The sequence below is a fragment of the Streptococcus ictaluri 707-05 genome (genome assembly GCF_000188015.2).
Classification (GTDB): domain Bacteria; phylum Bacillota; class Bacilli; order Lactobacillales; family Streptococcaceae; genus Streptococcus; species Streptococcus ictaluri.
Map to the genome: position 1 here is coordinate 177,443 of NZ_AEUX02000008.1, position 18,523 is coordinate 195,965.

Sequence of the window (18,523 nt, forward strand, 5' to 3'; positions counted from 1 at the left end):
GCGTGAGTTATTAGAGATTTTTGTGTTTAAGCATAGATAATAAAGCCGTGTTTTCTTAGGTTATGACCATCATATTCATTTGCTAATAGGGCATTTGAAATGTGACAAGAGTAATCTTCACCAGCATTGAAAATAGCTGAAATGCTTTGATCTTCTAAAGTGATCTCAAAGTTTAATAGATCCTTTTGGTCATCTAATTGAGTAATCTTAAGTTCTCCTAAACTAATGAGTTGGCTATATTCTTTTCTTAGAGAAATTAAGTCACGATAGAAATCATGAAGCGAGGTATCCTGTAATTCTTTTTCCCAAGGCATACAACGTCTACAATCTGGGTCCTGACCGCCAAGCAGGCCTAACTCATCACCATAAAAGATAGCAGGAGAGCCTTTTTGAAGGTACATGAAGGCCAAAACAAATCGCATAAGGGTTTTATTATTACCACAGAGATCAATCAATCTAGGCATGTCATGGGCAGCAAAAAGGTTAAACATGACTTGATTAGTTTGCTCACGATATAGCATGCTTTGACGATTGATGTCACCAATCATTTGAGATAAGCTGATATTACCATAGGCATAATGGGACAAAATACAATCTGTAAAGGCATAATTTATGACAGCGTGGAACTGATCCCCCTCTAACCAAGGTTGAGAGCTATGCCAGATTTCCCCCATAATATAGAAATCCTTTTTAACACTATCACAAACTTTGCGGAATTCTCTCCAGAAAGCGTGATCAATTTCGTTGGCCACGTCTAATCGCCAGCCATCAATATCAAAATGCTCAATCCAATAACGGGCAACTGATAATAGGTAATCACGCACTTCAGGATTTGCCGTATTCATCTTGGGCATATGCTCGACAAAAGCAAACATATGGTAAGTGGCACGGGTATTCCATTGACCATCCACACAGTTATTAGTGAAAGAGACAGGGAATTGGTTAATATGGAACCAATCCTTAAAGCGAGAGTTTTCGCCATTTCGTAAGACATCTTGCCACTGGTATGAGGCTGTGCCGATATGGTTAAATACGGCATCCATCATAACTTTAATACCACGTCTGTGACAATCTTCGACTAATTCTTTGAAGAGAACTTTGTCACCAAAGTGTGGGTCAATCTCAAAATAGTCAATGGTATCATATTTATGATGCGTTGCTGCTTTGAAGACAGGACAGAGGTAAATCCCATTAATACCTAACTCTTCTAAGTAATCCAATTTATCAATGATACCTTGTAGGTCTCCACCGTAGAAATCGCTATAATGCGGTGTTCTAAGGCTATCCCAAATTTGAGTCACTTTTGGATCATTTGAAGCATCACCGTTAGCAAAACGATCAGGTAAGATAATGTACCAAACAGTATCTTTTACCCATTGAGGGGCATAGAATTGATCAGCAGCATGCATAAATGGGAAGCGGAAGTAGTGCCCTGCTGAGCACAGGTTACTATCATCATCCTCTACCAAACCGTGCTCTGTATAAAGCATGGACTCGCCTGAATTGAAAATAACTCTAAAAATATAAGAAAGGCGACGAAATTCAGCATTAATAGCGATTTGATAATAATCAGCATCTTCGGTACTAGCTCTTAAGAACATTTTTTCGGATTTTCGGTACCATTTTTGGTCATCAATTAAATAGGGATCTCCTTTGATGACTTCTACTTGAGAAACGTCGTCTTTCGCAACTTTAAGTCTTAAATGAATGGTATCTTGATCATAGAGATAGGCCATTTCACTTTCGGGACGATGATAAACTGCTGCACGGTTCATAAATAAATACTCCTTCTAGTCATTTCACCCTTATTTTACACCATTTGAAAGAGATATGCAATCGTTTGCGCAAAACTTTCTGAGGGCTATCGTTAAAAATGATAGTAAAAAAACTAGCTGCTAAGAGCTAGTTTTAGAGTATTGCTTATGTGGTTATTATTTAACCGATCCACCAGTGATACCTTCAACATAATATTTTTGCATAAACATAAAGAGAAGGGTAATCGGGATAGCAATTAATACAGAACCTGCGGTAAAGGCCATGAACCAATCGTTAATGGTATCTGGTTGTAGCATAGAGAACAAACCAATGGCAACGGTATATTTACTTGTGGCATCTCCCAAGATAACTTGAGCAAAGATAAAATCAACCCAAGGTCCCATGAAAGCAATTAAAGCCGTGTAAACGATGATTGGTTTTGATAACGGTAAGGTAATCTTGAAGAAGATGTCCATTCGACTAGCACCATCAATCATTGCAGATTCATCAAGTGAAAAAGGAATGGTATCAAAGAAGCCTTTAGCGATATAAAAACCTAGTGCAGCCCCTGCTGAATAGACAAGAACTAAAGCTGTTAAGGTTTGTGTTAATTCTAGAGCTTTTAAAATGTAGTAGATAGCAATCATACTCATAAAGCCTGGGAACATGTTTAGGATAAGCGCTAATTTCAAGAAACCATTACGATGTTTAAACTTGATACGGCTTAATGAGTAGGCCATAGCAACCGTGATAAAGGTTGAAATGATACAAGTAAAAGTAGCAACAACAAAAGTATTGACAAACCAACGACCAAATGGGAAGGACTCATTGGTAAAGAGTTTAATGTAGTGCTCTAAGGTAAAGGTTTTTGGAAGGAAGTAGTTGACATAGGCTGTACTTTCACCACGAAAACTGGTAAGTACCACCCAAGCAATTGGGAAAAGCCAGATAATGGATAAGATAGTTAGTGTGGCATAGACAAGGCCAAGTTGGAATCGACGTTTATTTTTCATTATTTAACAACTCCTTCCTTGTATGATGCTGTTCGGGTATAAGCTAGTAGACTAAAGACGGCAGAAACGACGAAGATTAAGATACCTACAACAGAGGCTAAGTTATAGTCTGAAGCAGAAACAGTCAGTTTATAGAGCCAAGTTACTAGCAAATCAGTAGATCCGGCTTGATAGTATTGTGAGTTAGTAGGACCACCACCTGTTAAGAGGTAAATAACGTTGAAGTTATTGATATTACCAATAAACTGTTGAATCAAGTTAGGTGTCATAATCATCAAAATTTGAGGGAAGGTAATAGACTTAAAGACTTGGAATTTACTCGCCCCATCAATTTCAGCTGCTTCAATTTGCTCACTTGGTAGGTTCATGATAATACCTGTGGCAATTAACATAGTAAATGGAATACCAATCCACATATTGACAATAATAATAGAGAATTTAGCCCAAAGTGGATCTGATAAAAATGGAAGTGGGTGGCTAGTTAAACCAATAGCAGATAGTAGTGAATTTAGTGGTCCTTCATCATTAAGTAAGTTACGCATAATGAGTAAAGAGATAAATTGAGGTACTGCAATGGTAATAACAAAAATGGTACGCCACATTTTCTTAAGCTTCAAGCCTTTTGTATTGATTAAAAGGGCTAAAATAATACCAAAGAAGAAGTTAGTCACTGTGGCAAAAACTGCCCAGATAAGTGTCCATGAAAAGACAGGGAAGAAGGTGCCTGCCATACGACCACTAAGAACATTACCAAAGTTTGCAAAGCCTACCCAATCAAAGAGTGATTTAGGAGGGAGATGATTATGGTCATAACTGGTGAAGGCTAAACAAATCATGTATACCAAAGGTAATACGGTGAATAAGAGAACACCAATTAATGGCACAGCCATCAAAGTCATATGGAAACGACCATTGGTTAAGGTTAAAACATCTTCTTTAAAACTTGGAATAGAGGCTTTTTCCTTTTTCAAGACATAAAGGTTACGAGCACTCTTTAAATTACACCAATAAATGTAAAGAAAAAGTAGACAGAAAATAAGGGAAGCTAATCCAAAGATAAGCATCAACATAGAGTTATCGCCATCGACCGTTACTTGTATGTCAATACCATCAATTTTTTTGGTCACTACCCCTTGAGTTTGTGTTCCCAGAGAGATTAAACCAAGAAAAGAAGGAATAACTTGTGAGATAAAAGCAATCAGAAAAACAATTTGACTGATTAGAAATAGTGTTCCTTTAACGAATTGTTTGTTTGCTAAATTAGCAAATCCCATGATAAGAGTGGATAATTTAATATCGAATCCACCGTTTTTGAGGGCTTCAATCACAGAAACTTGTTGTGGCAAGCTTGATTGAGTCATAGTGAATCTCCTTTTTGTGGTTCATAACAATCCAGAAAATACTTGTTTTCGTGGATAACAAAGTGTTACATAAACTTTTAAGACTTTAAAAACTTAAGTAGCACTTAGCTACTCTGATCAAAAAAAAAGTAGGAGTGGGACTGAAGCCGCAAATGAAGCTTATGGAGCTCAGTTCCACTCCCAAAAAGTTGAGAAGGCTGGTTTTAGCTGACCAGAAGTTTCTCACTCCTGTTCTTGTTACGATAATGTTTTAATGCGGTGTCTTATTTAGCTGCTGCAATATCTTTGTCGAATTGTTGAAGCTTAGCAAGGAAGTCACCTTCTTTGATTTTACCGTTGTATGTATCGCTAAGGATAGCTGCACTTTCAGCCCAGAAAGTACTCATTTGGCTAAGTTTAGGCATAACAACAGTGTAGTCTGATGAAGATCCCATTGTAATAACAGTTTTAGCAAGTTCGTTTGATTGAACAGCTTCTGAAGCTTGAACAGTTTTGTTTGCTGGAACAATGTTACGAGTTTTGAATTGGTTTTCTTGGCTTTCAGCACTTGTTAAGTATGAAGCTAATTTATAGCTTGCTGCGATACGTTTTGTGTCACCTTTAGCAGGAGCTTGGTTAACTGCGTAAAGTTTGACACCAAAGAATGCTTTTTGTTGAACAGTTTCGCCACCGATAGTTATTTTTGGATAAGCAGCTACACCAAGGTTTTCTTTACCGATAGCTTCTTGAGCTGCTTGGTAATCCCATGGGCCTGATTCAAATGAAGCTACAGAGCCGTCACCGAATTTAGACATAACGTTGTTAGCGTCTAAGTTAACGAAGCCTTTGTTTTGAGCTTGGTCTGCGATCCATTTAAGAACAGCAACACCTTTATCGTTACCCCAGTTTGTACCAGCAACATCTTCACCAGATTCACCAAATAAAGTGTTACCAACTGACATAAACAAAGGACCAGTAGCATAAGCGTTAGCTTGTTTGAAAGTGCCACCGAAAGTTGCTTTTGAAGTAATGTCATCATATGATGCAACATCTTCAGCACTTAATTTAGATTTGTTGTAGAAAAGAACTTGAGATTCAATACCAAATGGGAAGCCATAAGTTTTGCCTTTGTATTGAGCACCAACGATAGCTTGTTCAGTGTTGTCGTTTTCAATTTCTTTAACGTATTTTTCAGGAACTTCTTGGATAACTCCAGCTTCTGAAAGCTGACCTAATTTATCGTGTGGAAGTGAGAACACATCTGCTGCAGTAGTAGCATCTTTCAAGATTTTTTCTTGAACTTTTGGATCTTCTGATTCAACAACTTTAACTTTGTAGCCAGAATCTTTTTCAAACTTAGTAACAACATCAGTGTATGATTTTTTAGCTCCAGTTGGAACCCAGAGTTTGATGGTTTTTGCATCAGAACCAGCAGCTGTTTCACCTTTATCTTTTGAATCAGATCCACAACCTACTAAAAGGGCACTTGCAAGTGTTAAGCTTGCTCCACCAACGATAACTTTCTGCCATGATTTCATAGCTATTTCCTCCTAAGATATATTTCTTACACTTATTATGCAACCGCTTGCAAAATAAGTCAAGTCTTTTTTTAAAAAATTTTCGATTTTTTTCAAAAAAACTCCGCGTTGTAAAATGAAGTGCAACAAAAAAGACATGTTCGTCTGATATACTAGAATTCCCCAATTCAGTATGGAAAGCAGATGAACATGTCCAACATTAATTCTACCAGAAAATCATCCTATTCTCATCTTTCAGCCACAGAACGGGTGAAATTGCTGCTTATCTTAAAATGGGAAAGAAACCCGCTGAGATTACTCGACTCTTGGGTCGTCACCGTTCTACAATCTGCCGAGAAATAAAACGTGGTTCAGTAGAACAGGTAAAGGATAAGAATGGAAAACAAACCTTCTTCAACGCCTATTTCGCTGATAGTGGGCAACGTGTCTATGAAACCAATCGTCAAAAGAGTTCTTATCTCAAGTTGAATGACTGCTCCGCTAGGTTCATTGAACAATTAGAATCTGCCTTGACGGCTAACATTCGTACTCCATAGTGTGGATAGTTTTGTTCAGACTTACAAAGTGAACCATCCTGAAGAAGTCGTCCTCTCTACCAAAACGATTTATCGTTATATCAAAGAGGGGGTATTAGCTATTAAACCAATCGATTTGCCTAAGATGGTTAGTATCAGAAAACGTTCTAAGAAAGTCATGAAGACGAATAAGAAGACTTTAGGTAAATCTATCGAAGAACGTCCAGAATATATTAATGATCGTTCTGAATTTGGGCATTGGGAGATTGATTTGGTTCTCGGCAAGAAAACCAAAGGTGAAGCTGTTATGTTGACTTTGGTAGAGCGCCAGACACGCTATGCACTAGGAGTTAAGCTAGAAGACAAGCAATCCCAAACCATTAACCGTGCTGTCACGCATCTCATCAGTCAGTATCCTATTGCATCCATCACAGCGGATAATGGTTCTGAGTTTAGTTTACTCTCAAACTTAGAAGCTGTTGAAGTTTACTTTGCACATCCCTATTCTTCACATGAGAGAGGAAAAAACGAGAACTTCAATGGCCTCCTCAGAGAATATGTCCCTAAAGGAGTCTCACTTAATCCACTAACCTCTGAAGAACTTGACAATTATATTACTGCCATCAAATGAGCGCCCAAGACGACTTCTTCAATATCAATCCTCAAAATTCCTGTTTGAGCTATCCCGAACAGCTTAACATCTGGAACTCTAGTTATCTATGAACTGGTTGCACTTGACTTGACAACTTGCGATTTTTTTTAAAAATAAAAAGCTTTCTTTTTTAGTTAAAAATGGAAAGCTAGCCTATTAGTTGATTTTTTAAGAGATAAGGGTATAATGGAAACAAAATACATGAAAAACCTTAATAAAATGAGAGTTTGTTAAGGGTAATACACAATGAGGTTTCTATGGTAACAATAAAAGATGTGGCACAAAAAGCAGGTGTCAATCCATCAACGGTTAGTCGTGTTTTAAAGGACAACCATTCGATTTCACAAAAGACAAAAGAAAAAGTGCGTAAAGCAATGTCTGAGTTAGGCTATGTTCCCAATGTTGCTGCGCAAATGCTTGCCAGCGGCTTGACTCATAATATTGGATTAGTTTTTCCTCCCATCATTACTAGTGATCGTTTAAGCGAGCCTTTTTTTATGGCTGTTTTAACGACCATAACTAATGAAGCTAAGTCTCATCATTTTACGGTTTCGATAGCAACGGGTATGTCGGTAGATAACCTTTTAGAGCAGGTTAAACTCATGCATCTTCAAAAACGAGTCGATGGGTTTATCATTCTCTATTCAGATCAAGAAGATCCCGTTCGTAACTACCTTATGACCAATAAAATTCCATTTGTCATTGTTGGGGCTCCTGAAGGGGATGAAAATAAAATCACATATATTGATAATGACAATCAACTGATGGCAAAAACAGCAGTAGATCATTTTTATCAAAAGGGACATCGCAATATGCTTTTTATCACTGATGATTTGACTTCGGAAGTGGCTTCGGAACGCTATATTGGTTATTTAAAAGGGTGTTTGAAACTTTCATTAGACAATCATCCCATGTTATTATTTAATAGAAAAGATCCGATTAATGTGGAAACTCTGATAAAGACTATTCAGAATAGTCAAGCCACCGCTTTAATTGTTATTGGTGATGTTCTGTCGGTGAGACTGATCCAATTGTTATCATTTTATGGCATAAAAGTTCCTGATGATATTTCCATCATTACCTTTAATAACTCCAGCTATGCCAAGTTGATTCATCCTTATTTAACCACTTTTGATATTAATGTGGATAATCTGGGACGAACCTCATTTAGGCAACTTCTTGATATAATCAATACCAAAGAGCAACACCTTAGTCAAAAGATTTTTGTTCCTTTTACTCTCAAAAAACGAGAGAGTGTGAGAGATATCAATAACTAAATAAGAAAAAGTAGCATTTTTTGAAAATGTTACTTTTTTTCTAAAAATCGGTTGACTTACGCAAACGGTTGCGTTATAATTTCCCTATGATGAAATTATTACAAGGAGAAACAAGATGAAAAAACGTGCAAGCGGTATCTTGATGCATATCAGTTCTCTTCCTGGGAAATTTGGTATTGGAAGTTTCGGTAAAGACGCCTTTGATTTTGTTGATTTTTTAAAGGAAACCAAACAAAGTTATTGGCAAATTTTACCTTTGTCAATGACTAGTTTTGGAGACTCACCATATCAATCGTTCTCGGTAATTGCAGGTAACACTCACTTTATTGATATTGATTTATTAGTATCTGATGGTTATTTGGAAGAAAGTGATTATGCTGGTGTCTCATTTGGTGATGATGCTCAAGCCGTTGATTACGCTCAAGTTTTTGAAAGCAGACGTCCTTTACTTGAAAAGGCTGTGAAGGCATTTCTTTCTAAGGAAGAAAACCTTACTAAACTTGCAGATTTTGAATCACAAGTAGTTTGGTTAGCAGACTTTGCTGAATTTATGGCATTTAAAGAGCATTTTAATAATAAAGCTCTCCAAGAATGGGATGACAAACAAGTTATTAGTCGTGACCAAGCCGTTTTAGCATCTTACCGAGTTTCTTTAGCGGAGGTTATCCAATATCATAAAGTTACTCAGTATTTCTTCTTTAACCAGTGGCTAGCTTTGAAAGCCTATGCCAATCAAAATGGGATTCAAATTATTGGTGACATGCCAATTTATGTATCAGCTGATAGCGTTGAAGTATGGACCATGCCAGAACTTTTCAAACTAGACGAAGATAAACGTCCTTTATTTATTGCAGGTTGTCCGCCAGATGGCTTTAGTGATGACGGTCAACTATGGGGAAATCCAATTTACAATTGGGACAAGCATGAAGAAACAGGATTTGCTTGGTGGATTTTCCGTATGCAAGAAAGTTTCAAATTATATGACCAGCTTCGTATTGACCATTTTAAAGGTTTCTCCGACTATTGGGAAATTCCTGGTGGTGATGAGAGTTCCAAAAATGGTAGTTGGCAACCAGCTCCAGGATTTGCTTTATTTGAAGCAGTTGCTAAGCAATTAGGTGATCTTCCAGTGGTGGCAGAAAATCTAGGTTATATTGATGAGAAAGCAAGACAGTTATTGGCTGCAACAGCTTTCCCAGGGATGAAAATCTTGGAATTTGGTCTCTATGATGAGACAAGTCAAAGCCTTGATTTACCGCATCATTATGACGCCAATAATGTGGTTTATACAGGAACCCATGACAATGAAGTCGTTAATGGTTGGTATGACAACTTAAATGATCAACAAGCTGACTTTGTTGATGATTACCTCCACAGAGGTGACCAAGAACCGGTTACAAAAGCAATGCTTAGAATCATCTTTGCTTCTGTTTGTGACACAGCCATCCTTTGTATCCAAGATTTATTGGACAAAGATGCTGATAGCCGTATGAATATGCCAAACACAGTTGGCGGGAACTGGAAATGGCGTATGCTTGAGGATGACATTACCCAGGATCATAAAGATTATCTCACTCACTTGACAGAACTTTATGATCGTGCGAGATAAGATTAAGATTTTAGATTATTGAAAAGAGGAAGACATGAAACGCTTTACAGATTATATTGAAACGACATTAGGAAAGTCTCTTGCAAATGCAAGTAATGAAGAGATTTACTTGTCATTACTTAACTTTGTTAAAGAAGAAGCTGCTCACAAAAACAAAAATGCTGCTAAACGAAAAGTTTACTACATTTCAGCAGAGTTTTTAATCGGGAAATTATTATCTAACAACTTGATTAACCTTGGTATCTACAAAGATATCAAAGAAGAGTTAGCGGCAGCTGGTAAATCCATTGCTGAAGTTGAAGATGTTGAATTAGAACCATCTCTTGGAAATGGTGGTTTAGGACGCTTAGCATCTTGCTTTATTGATTCCATTTCAAGCTTGGGCATTAACGGTGAAGGGGTTGGTTTAAACTATCATTGTGGATTGTTCAAACAAGTCTTTAAAGATAATCAACAAGAAGCAGAGCCAAACTTTTGGATTGAAGATCAGTCATGGTTGGTTCCTACAAACATTTCATATGATGTGCCTTTCAAAAACTTTACCTTAAAATCTCGTTTGGATCGTATTGATGTTTTAGGTTACAAACGTGACACTAAAAATTATTTGAATTTATTTGACATTGAAGGTGTTGATTATGGTCTTATCAAAGATGGCATTTCTTTTGATAAAACTGAAATCAAGAAAAACCTAACCCTCTTCTTGTATCCAGATGATTCTGACAAAAATGGGGAATTGCTCCGTATTTACCAACAGTACTTTATGGTGTCAAATGCAGCGCAATTAATCATTGATGAAGCTATCGAACGTGGTTCAAACTTGCATGATTTAGCTGACTATGCCTACGTGCAAATCAATGATACTCACCCATCAATGGTCATCCCAGAATTAATTCGTCTCTTGACTGAAAAACATGGTTTTGACTTTGACCAAGCTGTTTCAGTTGTCAAAGCAATGGTTGGTTATACCAATCACACCATTTTAGCGGAAGCTCTTGAGAAATGGCCACTTGACTACCTCAATGAAGTGGTTCCTCATTTAGTAACGATTATTGAACAATTAGATGCACTTGTGCGTTCAGAGCATCAAGATCCAGCGGTTCAAATCATTGATGAAACTGGACGTGTGCATATGGCACATATGGATATCCATTTTGCCACTAGCGTCAATGGGGTAGCAGCACTTCATACGGAAATTTTAAAAGCCAGTGAATTGAAAGTCTTCTATGACCTTTACCCAGAAAAATTCAACAATAAAACCAATGGGATTACTTTCCGTCGTTGGTTAGAATTTGCTAACCAAAAACTTGCTGATTACATTAAAGAACTTATCGGCGATGACTATTTGACAGATGCGACTAAGCTTGAAAAACTAATGGCTTTTGCTGATGACAAAGAAGTTCATGCTAAGTTAGCTGCTATTAAGCAAGAAAACAAATTAGCCATGAAACGTTATTTGAAAGATAACAAAGGCATTGAGCTTGACGAAAATTCAATTATTGATACACAAATCAAGCGTTTCCATGAATACAAACGTCAACAAATGAATGCCCTTTATGTCATTCACAAGTATCTTGAAATCAAAAAAGGTAACCTTCCAAAACGTAAAATCACGGTTATCTTTGGTGGTAAAGCTGCGCCAGCTTATATCATTGCTCAAGATATCATTCACTTAATTCTTTGCTTATCAGAATTAATCAACAATGATCCAGAAGTGAGCCCTTATTTAAATGTTCATTTGGTAGAAAACTACAATGTCACAGTAGCAGAACATCTCATCCCTGCCACTGATATTTCAGAACAGATTTCATTAGCTTCTAAAGAAGCTTCTGGAACAGGTAACATGAAATTCATGTTGAATGGAGCTCTTACCCTTGGAACAATGGATGGTGCTAACGTTGAGATTGCAGAATTAGCAGGCATGGATAATATCTATACCTTTGGTAAAGATTCTGATACGATTATTGATCTTTACGCAACAGCTTCTTATGTGTCTAAAGATTATTATGATAACCACCCAGCAATCAAAGCTGCTGTTAACTTTATCATCAGCCCAACCTTGCTTGAAATGGGTAACGAAGAGCGTTTGGATCGCCTTTACAAAGAATTAATTTCAAAAGACTGGTTCATGACCTTAATTGACCTTGAAGAATACATTGCTGTTAAAGAAAAAATGTTGGCTGATTATGAAGACCAAGATTTATGGATGACAAAAGTTGTGCATAATATCGCAACAGCTGGTTTCTTCTCATCTGACCGTACTATTGAACAGTACAATCAAGATATTTGGCATTCAAACTAAACAAAAAAAGCGGATTTTCCGCTTTTTTTGTTTAGTTTATCTTAAAAATAATTTATCTTCTTAGAGGGATTTTTAAGCTAAGAGAAAGGGTTCGATGTGAATATCCATTTGAGGATATTTTTCAGTTAAGAGCTGACTGACCTCATCATAGAGGACTTTGATGGCTTGTCTTTTCTCAGGAAAATCAAAACCCACATAATGAAATTGACACTCTATGGTTAAAAAAAGTTCATGAAAGAATTTGTTCATGACCTCTAGTTTATTCAAGAGGACTTGATCTTCTTTGATAAAGTCAGGAATACCTCTTTCATCAAGAAATTGGGCATCTGCTAAAGTGAGAGGATAGGTTCCGTATTCTAAACATAATTCGTAAGTCATAACTATCTCCTTTTCTTTATTATTTTATCACAAGAGGTCATAAAAGAGGTCTTGAGGGATTGGGAAGTTTGGCATTTTAAGAAAAGTAAAGAATTGTGAAAAGGTGAGCAAGCTGATTTTTTGCGAGGATGCCTTGTCTAAGGCATAATAGAAAGATAAGATGATATTATGAGGAGAAATTATGTCTGACAAAATAAGAGTATTACTCTACTATAAATATGTTCCCATTGAAAATGCCAAAGAATATGCCGCAAAACACCTTGCTTTTTGTAAATCAATTGGTCTAAAAGGCAGAATTCTGATTGCTGATGAAGGAATCAATGGTACTGTTTCTGGAGACTATGAAACCACTCAAAAATACATGGATTGGGTTCACAGTGATGAACGTTTTGCTGACCTATGGTTTAAAATTGATGAAGAAAATCAAGAAGCCTTTAAGAAAATGTTTGTTCGCTATAAAAAAGAGATCGTTCATCTTGGCCTTGAAGATGATAACTTTGATAGTGACATTAATCCTTTGGAGATTACTGGAGAGTATTTGAATCCAAAACAATTTAAAGAAGCGCTTTTAGATGAAGATACGGTTGTTCTTGATACTCGTAATGACTATGAGTATGACTTAGGCCATTTCCGAGGTGCCATCAGACCTGATATTCGTAACTTCCGTGAATTACCACAATGGGTCCGTGATAACAAGGACAAATTTATGGAAAAACGTGTCGTGGTTTATTGTACTGGTGGGGTTCGATGCGAAAAATTCTCTGGTTGGATGGTTCGTGAAGGCTTTAAAGATGTTGGTCAGCTTCATGGTGGTATTGCCACCTATGGAAAAGATCCGGAGGTTCAAGGTGAACTTTGGGATGGTGCGATGTACGTTTTTGATGAGCGTATCTCAGTTCCGATTAATCATATAGAGCCAACAGTAATTGGTCGTAATCATTTCGATAACACGCCTTGTGAACGCTATGTTAATTGTGCTAACCCATTTTGTAACAAACAAATTTTTGCCAGTGAAGAAAACGAAGCTAAGTATGTTCGTGGTTGTTCGCCAGAATGTCGTGCTCATGAGCGTAACCGATACGTTTCTGAAAATGGCTTGAGTCGTGAGGAATGGGCAGAGCGTTTAGCAGCCATTGGAGAAACCTTACCTCAAGTTGTTGGAGCTTAATGCTAAAAAGAAGTTGGACTTTAAAAGTCAGCTTCTTTTTTGATGCTAGAGTCAGTTTTTAAAAGAAGTTATCTTTTTGAAAGGGCTATCATTTGTGCTATACTTAAGACAAATAAGGAGGTTTTAATATGAAACTTTATTATGCACCGGGCACATGTGCCTTAGCTTGTTGGATTTCTTTGGAGTGGGCTAATGCTGACTATGAAGTGGAAAAAGTTACTTTAGGTTCTAAGGAATATCTTGCAATTAATCCTTTAGGTATGGTACCTGCCCTTGAGTTAGAAGATGGGCAGATATTAACCCAAGCTGGAGCTATCTTAAATTTTATTGCAAAAAAATTCCCACAGGCTGATTTAGCTTGTGATGATTCTCTTTTAGAAGAATTCACTTTTAATGAAATCATGGATTTTCTAACAGGAGATTTTAACCCTGCTTTTTGGCCAATCTTCTTCCCAAAACGTTACACAACTTCTCAATCAAAAGAAGAATTGGATCGAGTATTGGAAGCGGCATATAAGAGGGTTGATATTGCCATGACACATTTGGATAAGATTATTGGAAGCCATCAACATGTCTACCACAATAAGCGCACAGTAGCAGATGCTTACGCTTACGTAATGGCATTGTGGGCGGACAAAACTCCTAAATCTTATCAAGATTATCCAAATATTGCTCGTTTTATGGCTGCAATGCAAGCCGATAAAACGGTGGCAAAAGTGATTAAAGCATCAGCTGAATAAGTGGAGGAATTTTTTCTCCACTTATTTTTATGTTATCAAGAATATGCCTATAATCAGTACCCTATTTATGCTAAAATAAAAGGTATCTAAGAATTAATAAAGGAATAGGTATGAAACGTTCTCAAACCCCTCCATTAGTGATGTCTGGTCTGGTATTAGGCACCTTATCGTTAGGTAATTTTTTAAGACCCTATTTTCAGCCTTTAGGCTTACTCTTTGTGTTAATCGCTTTTTTATTATATTTGTTACTATTAAAAGGTATGTTAAGAGCCCCTAAAAAGGTCATGACTGACTTACAAAATCCACTGATTGCTTCAGTCTTTGCTTCAGTCTTTCCGACTTTTTTATGGCAGGAATGCTCTTTTCGTCATTGTTAATCACAGAAGCATCACTTTTTATCATTGGAAAAAGCTTATGGTGGCTTTTCTTTTTTGGAAATCTCTATCTTATTTGCTATTATATTGGTCAGTTTGTTTTTCCTTTCTCATGGACAAGGGTTTTTCCATCTTGGTCAGTCTTGTTTGTTGGTATTGCTATGGCAGCTTTAACAGCTCCTGCCAGCCAAGAGTTCAAATTGGGACAAGGCATTTTTGGGATTTGTTTGATACTAACTTTTATCATTTTACCAATTATGTCTATAAAAACATATCGAATCGGTCTAGTTGACTCTGTTATGTCTAATATCTCCACATTCTGTGCTCCCTTGTCTTTATTGTCGGTAGCCTATTTATCTACCTTTGAAACACCTAATAAGCTTATGGTTCTAGCATTATTACTTGGTTCGCAAGCATTGTATGCCTTTGTTTTGGTGCAATTACCGCGTTTGATTAATCGTCCATTCAACCCAGGATTTGCTGCTTTTACCTTTCCTTTTGTTATTAGTGCTATTTCCTTTAAAAAGTCTCTGTCTTTTTTGGGAATAACAGGTATCTGGAACCTTATAGTTGCTTTTGAAATTATCCTTTCTTTTGCCCTAGTATCCTATGTCCTGATATGGTACGTCTATTTTTTAGCTGGTAAGGACATAGAGTTGGTATTATTTAAAAAAACCAAGCCTTAGGCTTGGTTTTTAAGTTTAACGTTTCTGTTATTAACGAGCAACACGGCGACGAGCTGCTTTTCTACGATTTTCTTCAACAAATGCTGCTTTTTCTTCTTCAGGATCAATGATAGTCTTTTTAACCGCAAAAACGGCACCAGCAACAGTAGCAGCAGTAGCTAAAACACCAGTAGCAAGGCCTTTAACGAATGCATATTTCTTAATCATAATAATTCTCCATTTCTATCTGCGGACACCAGTTGTCCTCAAATCTTATGTTATAATATATGGTAGCGAAAAAAGTGATAAATTTCAAGCAAAAGGGGTTGTTTAGCCTTTTTTGATATAGAAAGTATAAAGGATGACCAAAGAAAAAATTATTGTTATCGTTGGACCAACAGCTATTGGAAAAACAGCTCTTGGCATTGAGCTGGCTCAATTATTTAATGGAGAGATTATATCAGGAGATAGCCAGCAAGTTTATCGAAACCTTGATATTGGTACAGCAAAAGCAACCCAAGAAGAACAAGCAAAAGCTAGACACCATCTGATTGATGTTAGAGATGTTTCAGAGACTTATTCTGCTTATGATTTTGTCAACGAAGCAAAGGCTAGTATAGCAGATATGAGTAGTCGTGGTAAGCTTCCCATTATTGTTGGGGGGACTGGGCTTTATTTGCAAAGCTTATTAGAGGGTTACCATTTAGGTGGCCAAGTAGATCAAGAACAACTGTTATCTTATCGTCAGGAGTTAGAAAGACATTCGGATCAATTGCTATTTGATTTGCTGAAAGAAAAGGGGCTTACAATTCCTGAGTGTAATCGCAGAAGAGCTATTCGTGCTTTGGAATTGGAACGCTTTGGTCAAGATTTGGAAAATCAGGCAGCTCCTTATCAAGCCTTGATTATCGGACTTACCGATGACAGAGATGCCATTTACCAACGCATTAATCAGCGTGTGGACAAGATGCTAGAGATGGGGTTGTTAGAAGAGGCTAGATGGCTTTTTGATAACCATCCTCAAGCGCAGGCCAGTCGTGGCATTGGTTATAAAGAGCTTTTTCCATGTTTTAAGGGAGAGGCAAGCTTAGAAGAGGCTAGCGAGCTGATAAAGCGCAACACACGTCGTTTTGCTAAGCGCCAATTAACTTGGTTCCGCAATAGAATGACGGTTGATTTTGTAACCATCACAGAATCAGATTTTCCACAAAGTGTGATAAATAAAGTCTCTTCTTTTTTGAAGAAAACAGATGGCTAGACAAAGTCCAAGCTAAAAATATGCTATAATAAAGATTACGACATTTGGAAGGATTGGATCGCTTTATGATTGAAACACAGGCAAGTCAGGAGAAAGTCATTCTGCTAGGAGTGGCTCTATAGACCAGTGAGCATTTTAACATGTCAATGACAGAGTTGGCCAATCTTGCCAAAACAGCTGGTGCACAGGTAGTCGATAGCTATACTCAAAAAAGAGAACGTTATGATAGTAAGACGTTTATTGGGTCTGGAAAATTAGCGGAAATAAAAGAAATTGTGGATGCTAATGAGATTGATACGGTTATTGTCAATAATCGGTTGACTGCTAGACAAAATGCTAATTTAGAAGCTGCTTTAGAGGTCAAAGTGATTGATCGCATGCAATTAATTCTAGATATTTTTGCCATGAGAGCTAGAAGTCATGAAGGGAAATTGCAGGTTCATTTAGCACAATTGAAATACATGCTTCCTCGATTAGTTGGACAAGGGATTATGCTAAGCCGTCAGGCAGGTGGTATTGGTAGCCGAGGACCAGGGGAAAGTCAGTTGGAATTGAACCGACGCTCTATTCGTCATCAGATTGCAGATATCGAACGTCAATTAGGGTTAGTAGAGAAGAACCGTCAGACGATAAGGGATCGTCGTGTTTCCTCAGATACCTTTAAAATAGGATTGATTGGTTATACTAATGCTGGTAAATCAACTATTATGAATCTTTTGACAGATAACAAACAGTATGAAGCCAATGAATTGTTTGCTACTTTAGATGCTACTACAAAGCAACTGTATCTGCAAAATCAATTTCAAGCCACTTTGACTGACACAGTAGGTTTTATTCAGGACCTACCAACTGAATTAGTGGCGGCTTTTAAATCGACCCTTGAAGAAAGTCGTCATGTGGATTTACTCTTACATGTCATTGATGCCAGTGATCCTAACCATGCAGAACAAGAAAAAGTAGTTCTCGATCTTCTAAAAGATTTAGAGATGCTAGAGATTCCTCGATTGGCGATTTACAATAAGATGGATATGACGGATTCCCTAACAGCAACTGTCTTTCCTAATGTGAGACTATCAGCGCGTGAAAAAGGGATTTCTCATCAATTGCGTCGTTTATTGATAGACCAGATTCGTGATCTTTTTGATCCTTTTTCAATCAAGGTTCATCAAGACAAAGCTTACAAACTTTATGACTTAAATAAGGTTGCTCTCTTAGATAGCTACTCGTTTGATATTGAAATAGAAGAGATTTCGGGTTATATTTCCCCTAAAAATAGATGGAGACTTGAAGAATTTTATGAGTGATTACATTGAACTAGCAAAAACCTATGGAGGTTTTACAAGCTTAGATAAACATTATTTAGAAAGACGCTTAGATGGGCTTTCCGACAGTGAAAAATTAGCCTTTATTACCCCTCCGCCAAGTGTTATTAATGCTTATTTTGCAGAAATCTATCAAAAGCAAAGCCTTCAAGCAGCGACAGACTACTATTTTGACTTATCTAAAGCTTTAGACTTGTTTCAGACAGCTCCTAGTTTTTTAGAAGAAAAACCTTTTGTTCGTTTAAACTTATTTGGAAAATCTTATGGTTTTGCCTATGAAAATGACAATCAAGTCGCTATCATCTTTGCGGAAGAGGATTATGCAGAGCTTGATCAAATTGCTTTTGAATTAGCTCAGATTTTTCCACATTATGTGATATATGAAGAGAATCAAGTCATTAAAATGAAACATTCCTTTTTTAGTGAAGAGGCTAAAGAAGACATCACTCCAGACGATTGGATGTTAAGCCATTTATACCGTCTAAAAGACGGGACATTACTCTTACAAGGCTTTAATAGCGAGGAATTAATAGAGTTGAGTCAATCATTTTCTGAGCAAAAGTATTATGCCTTTTCACAAAGAGAATTTAGAATTTATATTAGCAATTAGAAAGAATAAC

Annotated in this window: 13 protein-coding genes and 3 pseudogenes; 10 read left to right on the plus strand and 6 right to left on the minus strand. The window is 37.0% G+C overall.

Translation table 11 applies throughout. The features are described from left to right. Window positions 1-26: 26 nt before the first annotated feature. The 4 genes from STRIC_RS11280 to STRIC_RS11295 all read right to left on the minus strand — a co-directional run bounded on the left by STRIC_RS11280 (window position 27) and on the right by STRIC_RS11295 (window position 5,646). Window positions 27-1,775 carry a glycoside hydrolase family 13 protein gene (locus tag STRIC_RS11280; RefSeq protein ID WP_008090732.1) on the minus strand — a complete coding sequence of 583 codons (1,749 nt, stop codon included), beginning with the start codon at window positions 1,773-1,775 and terminating at the stop codon, window positions 27-29. 156 nt (window positions 1,776-1,931) lie between these two features. Further along, window positions 1,932-2,768, minus strand: coding sequence for a sugar ABC transporter permease (locus STRIC_RS11285; RefSeq protein WP_008090522.1), 837 nt, complete (start codon window positions 2,766-2,768; stop codon window positions 1,932-1,934). Continuing rightward, window positions 2,768-4,129, minus strand: a complete 1,362-nt coding sequence (locus STRIC_RS11290; protein ID WP_008090469.1) for a carbohydrate ABC transporter permease — start codon at window positions 4,127-4,129, stop codon at window positions 2,768-2,770. Before STRIC_RS11290 ends, STRIC_RS11285 begins: the two co-directional genes overlap by 1 nt. Before the next feature lie 263 nt (window positions 4,130-4,392). Beyond that, entirely contained in the window at window positions 4,393-5,646 is a 1,254-nt protein-coding gene (locus STRIC_RS11295; RefSeq protein ID WP_008090832.1) for an extracellular solute-binding protein, read from the minus strand. Window positions 5,647-5,835: 189 nt separating this feature from the next. On the opposite strand from STRIC_RS11295, the pseudogene STRIC_RS11300 reads away from it, so the two are divergent. The 4 genes and pseudogenes from STRIC_RS11300 to glgP all read left to right on the plus strand — a co-directional run bounded on the left by STRIC_RS11300 (window position 5,836) and on the right by glgP (window position 11,998). Beyond that, window positions 5,836-6,859 (plus strand): annotated as a pseudogene (locus STRIC_RS11300) (IS30 family transposase). 211 nt (window positions 6,860-7,070) lie between these two features. Beyond that, window positions 7,071-8,090, plus strand: coding sequence for a LacI family DNA-binding transcriptional regulator (locus STRIC_RS11305; protein ID WP_008090467.1), 1,020 nt, complete (start codon window positions 7,071-7,073; stop codon window positions 8,088-8,090). Between the two features lie 97 nt (window positions 8,091-8,187). After that, complete coding sequence (gene malQ, locus STRIC_RS11310) at window positions 8,188-9,699, plus strand: 4-alpha-glucanotransferase (protein WP_268741227.1); 1,512 nt, start codon at window positions 8,188-8,190, stop codon at window positions 9,697-9,699. Between the two features lie 34 nt (window positions 9,700-9,733). After that, window positions 9,734-11,998, plus strand: coding sequence for a glycogen/starch/alpha-glucan family phosphorylase (gene glgP, locus STRIC_RS11315; protein ID WP_008090817.1), 2,265 nt, complete (start codon window positions 9,734-9,736; stop codon window positions 11,996-11,998). A gap of 72 nt (window positions 11,999-12,070) precedes the next feature. On the opposite strand, the gene STRIC_RS11320 is transcribed toward glgP, so the two are convergent. Beyond that, window positions 12,071-12,376: a hypothetical protein gene (locus STRIC_RS11320; protein ID WP_008090666.1), complete on the minus strand. Its 306-nt coding sequence runs from the start codon at window positions 12,374-12,376 to the stop codon at window positions 12,071-12,073. A gap of 181 nt (window positions 12,377-12,557) precedes the next feature. Here STRIC_RS11320 and trhO point away from each other — a divergent pair, with 181 nt between their 5' ends. The 3 genes and pseudogenes from trhO (at window position 12,558) to STRIC_RS11335 (ending at window position 15,344) form a co-directional block, all read left to right on the plus strand. Further along, the gene (trhO, locus tag STRIC_RS11325; RefSeq protein WP_008090768.1) at window positions 12,558-13,544 is read left to right on the plus strand and encodes an oxygen-dependent tRNA uridine(34) hydroxylase TrhO; all 987 of its coding nucleotides are present in this window, start codon (window positions 12,558-12,560) and stop codon (window positions 13,542-13,544) included. A gap of 128 nt (window positions 13,545-13,672) precedes the next feature. Further along, window positions 13,673-14,284 (plus strand): glutathione S-transferase family protein, encoded by a 612-nt coding sequence (locus tag STRIC_RS11330; RefSeq protein WP_008090753.1) that lies wholly within the window; start codon window positions 13,673-13,675, stop codon window positions 14,282-14,284. Between the two features lie 110 nt (window positions 14,285-14,394). After that, a pseudogene (locus tag STRIC_RS11335) lies at window positions 14,395-15,344 on the plus strand (TDT family transporter). 30 nt (window positions 15,345-15,374) lie between these two features. On the opposite strand, the gene STRIC_RS12025 reads toward STRIC_RS11335, so the two are convergent. Next, window positions 15,375-15,551 (minus strand): DUF3042 family protein, encoded by a 177-nt coding sequence (locus tag STRIC_RS12025; protein WP_008090531.1) that lies wholly within the window; start codon window positions 15,549-15,551, stop codon window positions 15,375-15,377. 133 nt (window positions 15,552-15,684) lie between these two features. Here STRIC_RS12025 and miaA point away from each other — a divergent pair, with 133 nt between their 5' ends. From miaA to STRIC_RS11350, 3 genes and pseudogenes are all read left to right on the plus strand, one after another. Next, window positions 15,685-16,581 (plus strand): tRNA (adenosine(37)-N6)-dimethylallyltransferase MiaA, encoded by an 897-nt coding sequence (miaA, locus tag STRIC_RS11340; RefSeq protein WP_008090513.1) that lies wholly within the window; start codon window positions 15,685-15,687, stop codon window positions 16,579-16,581. A gap of 65 nt (window positions 16,582-16,646) precedes the next feature. Beyond that, window positions 16,647-17,885 (plus strand): annotated as a pseudogene (gene hflX / locus STRIC_RS11345) (GTPase HflX). Then, the gene (locus STRIC_RS11350) at window positions 17,878-18,513 is read left to right on the plus strand and encodes a hypothetical protein (RefSeq protein WP_008090562.1); all 636 of its coding nucleotides are present in this window, start codon (window positions 17,878-17,880) and stop codon (window positions 18,511-18,513) included. Before hflX ends, STRIC_RS11350 begins: the two are co-directional and overlap by 8 nt. The last annotated feature ends 10 nt before the right edge of the window (window positions 18,514-18,523 follow it).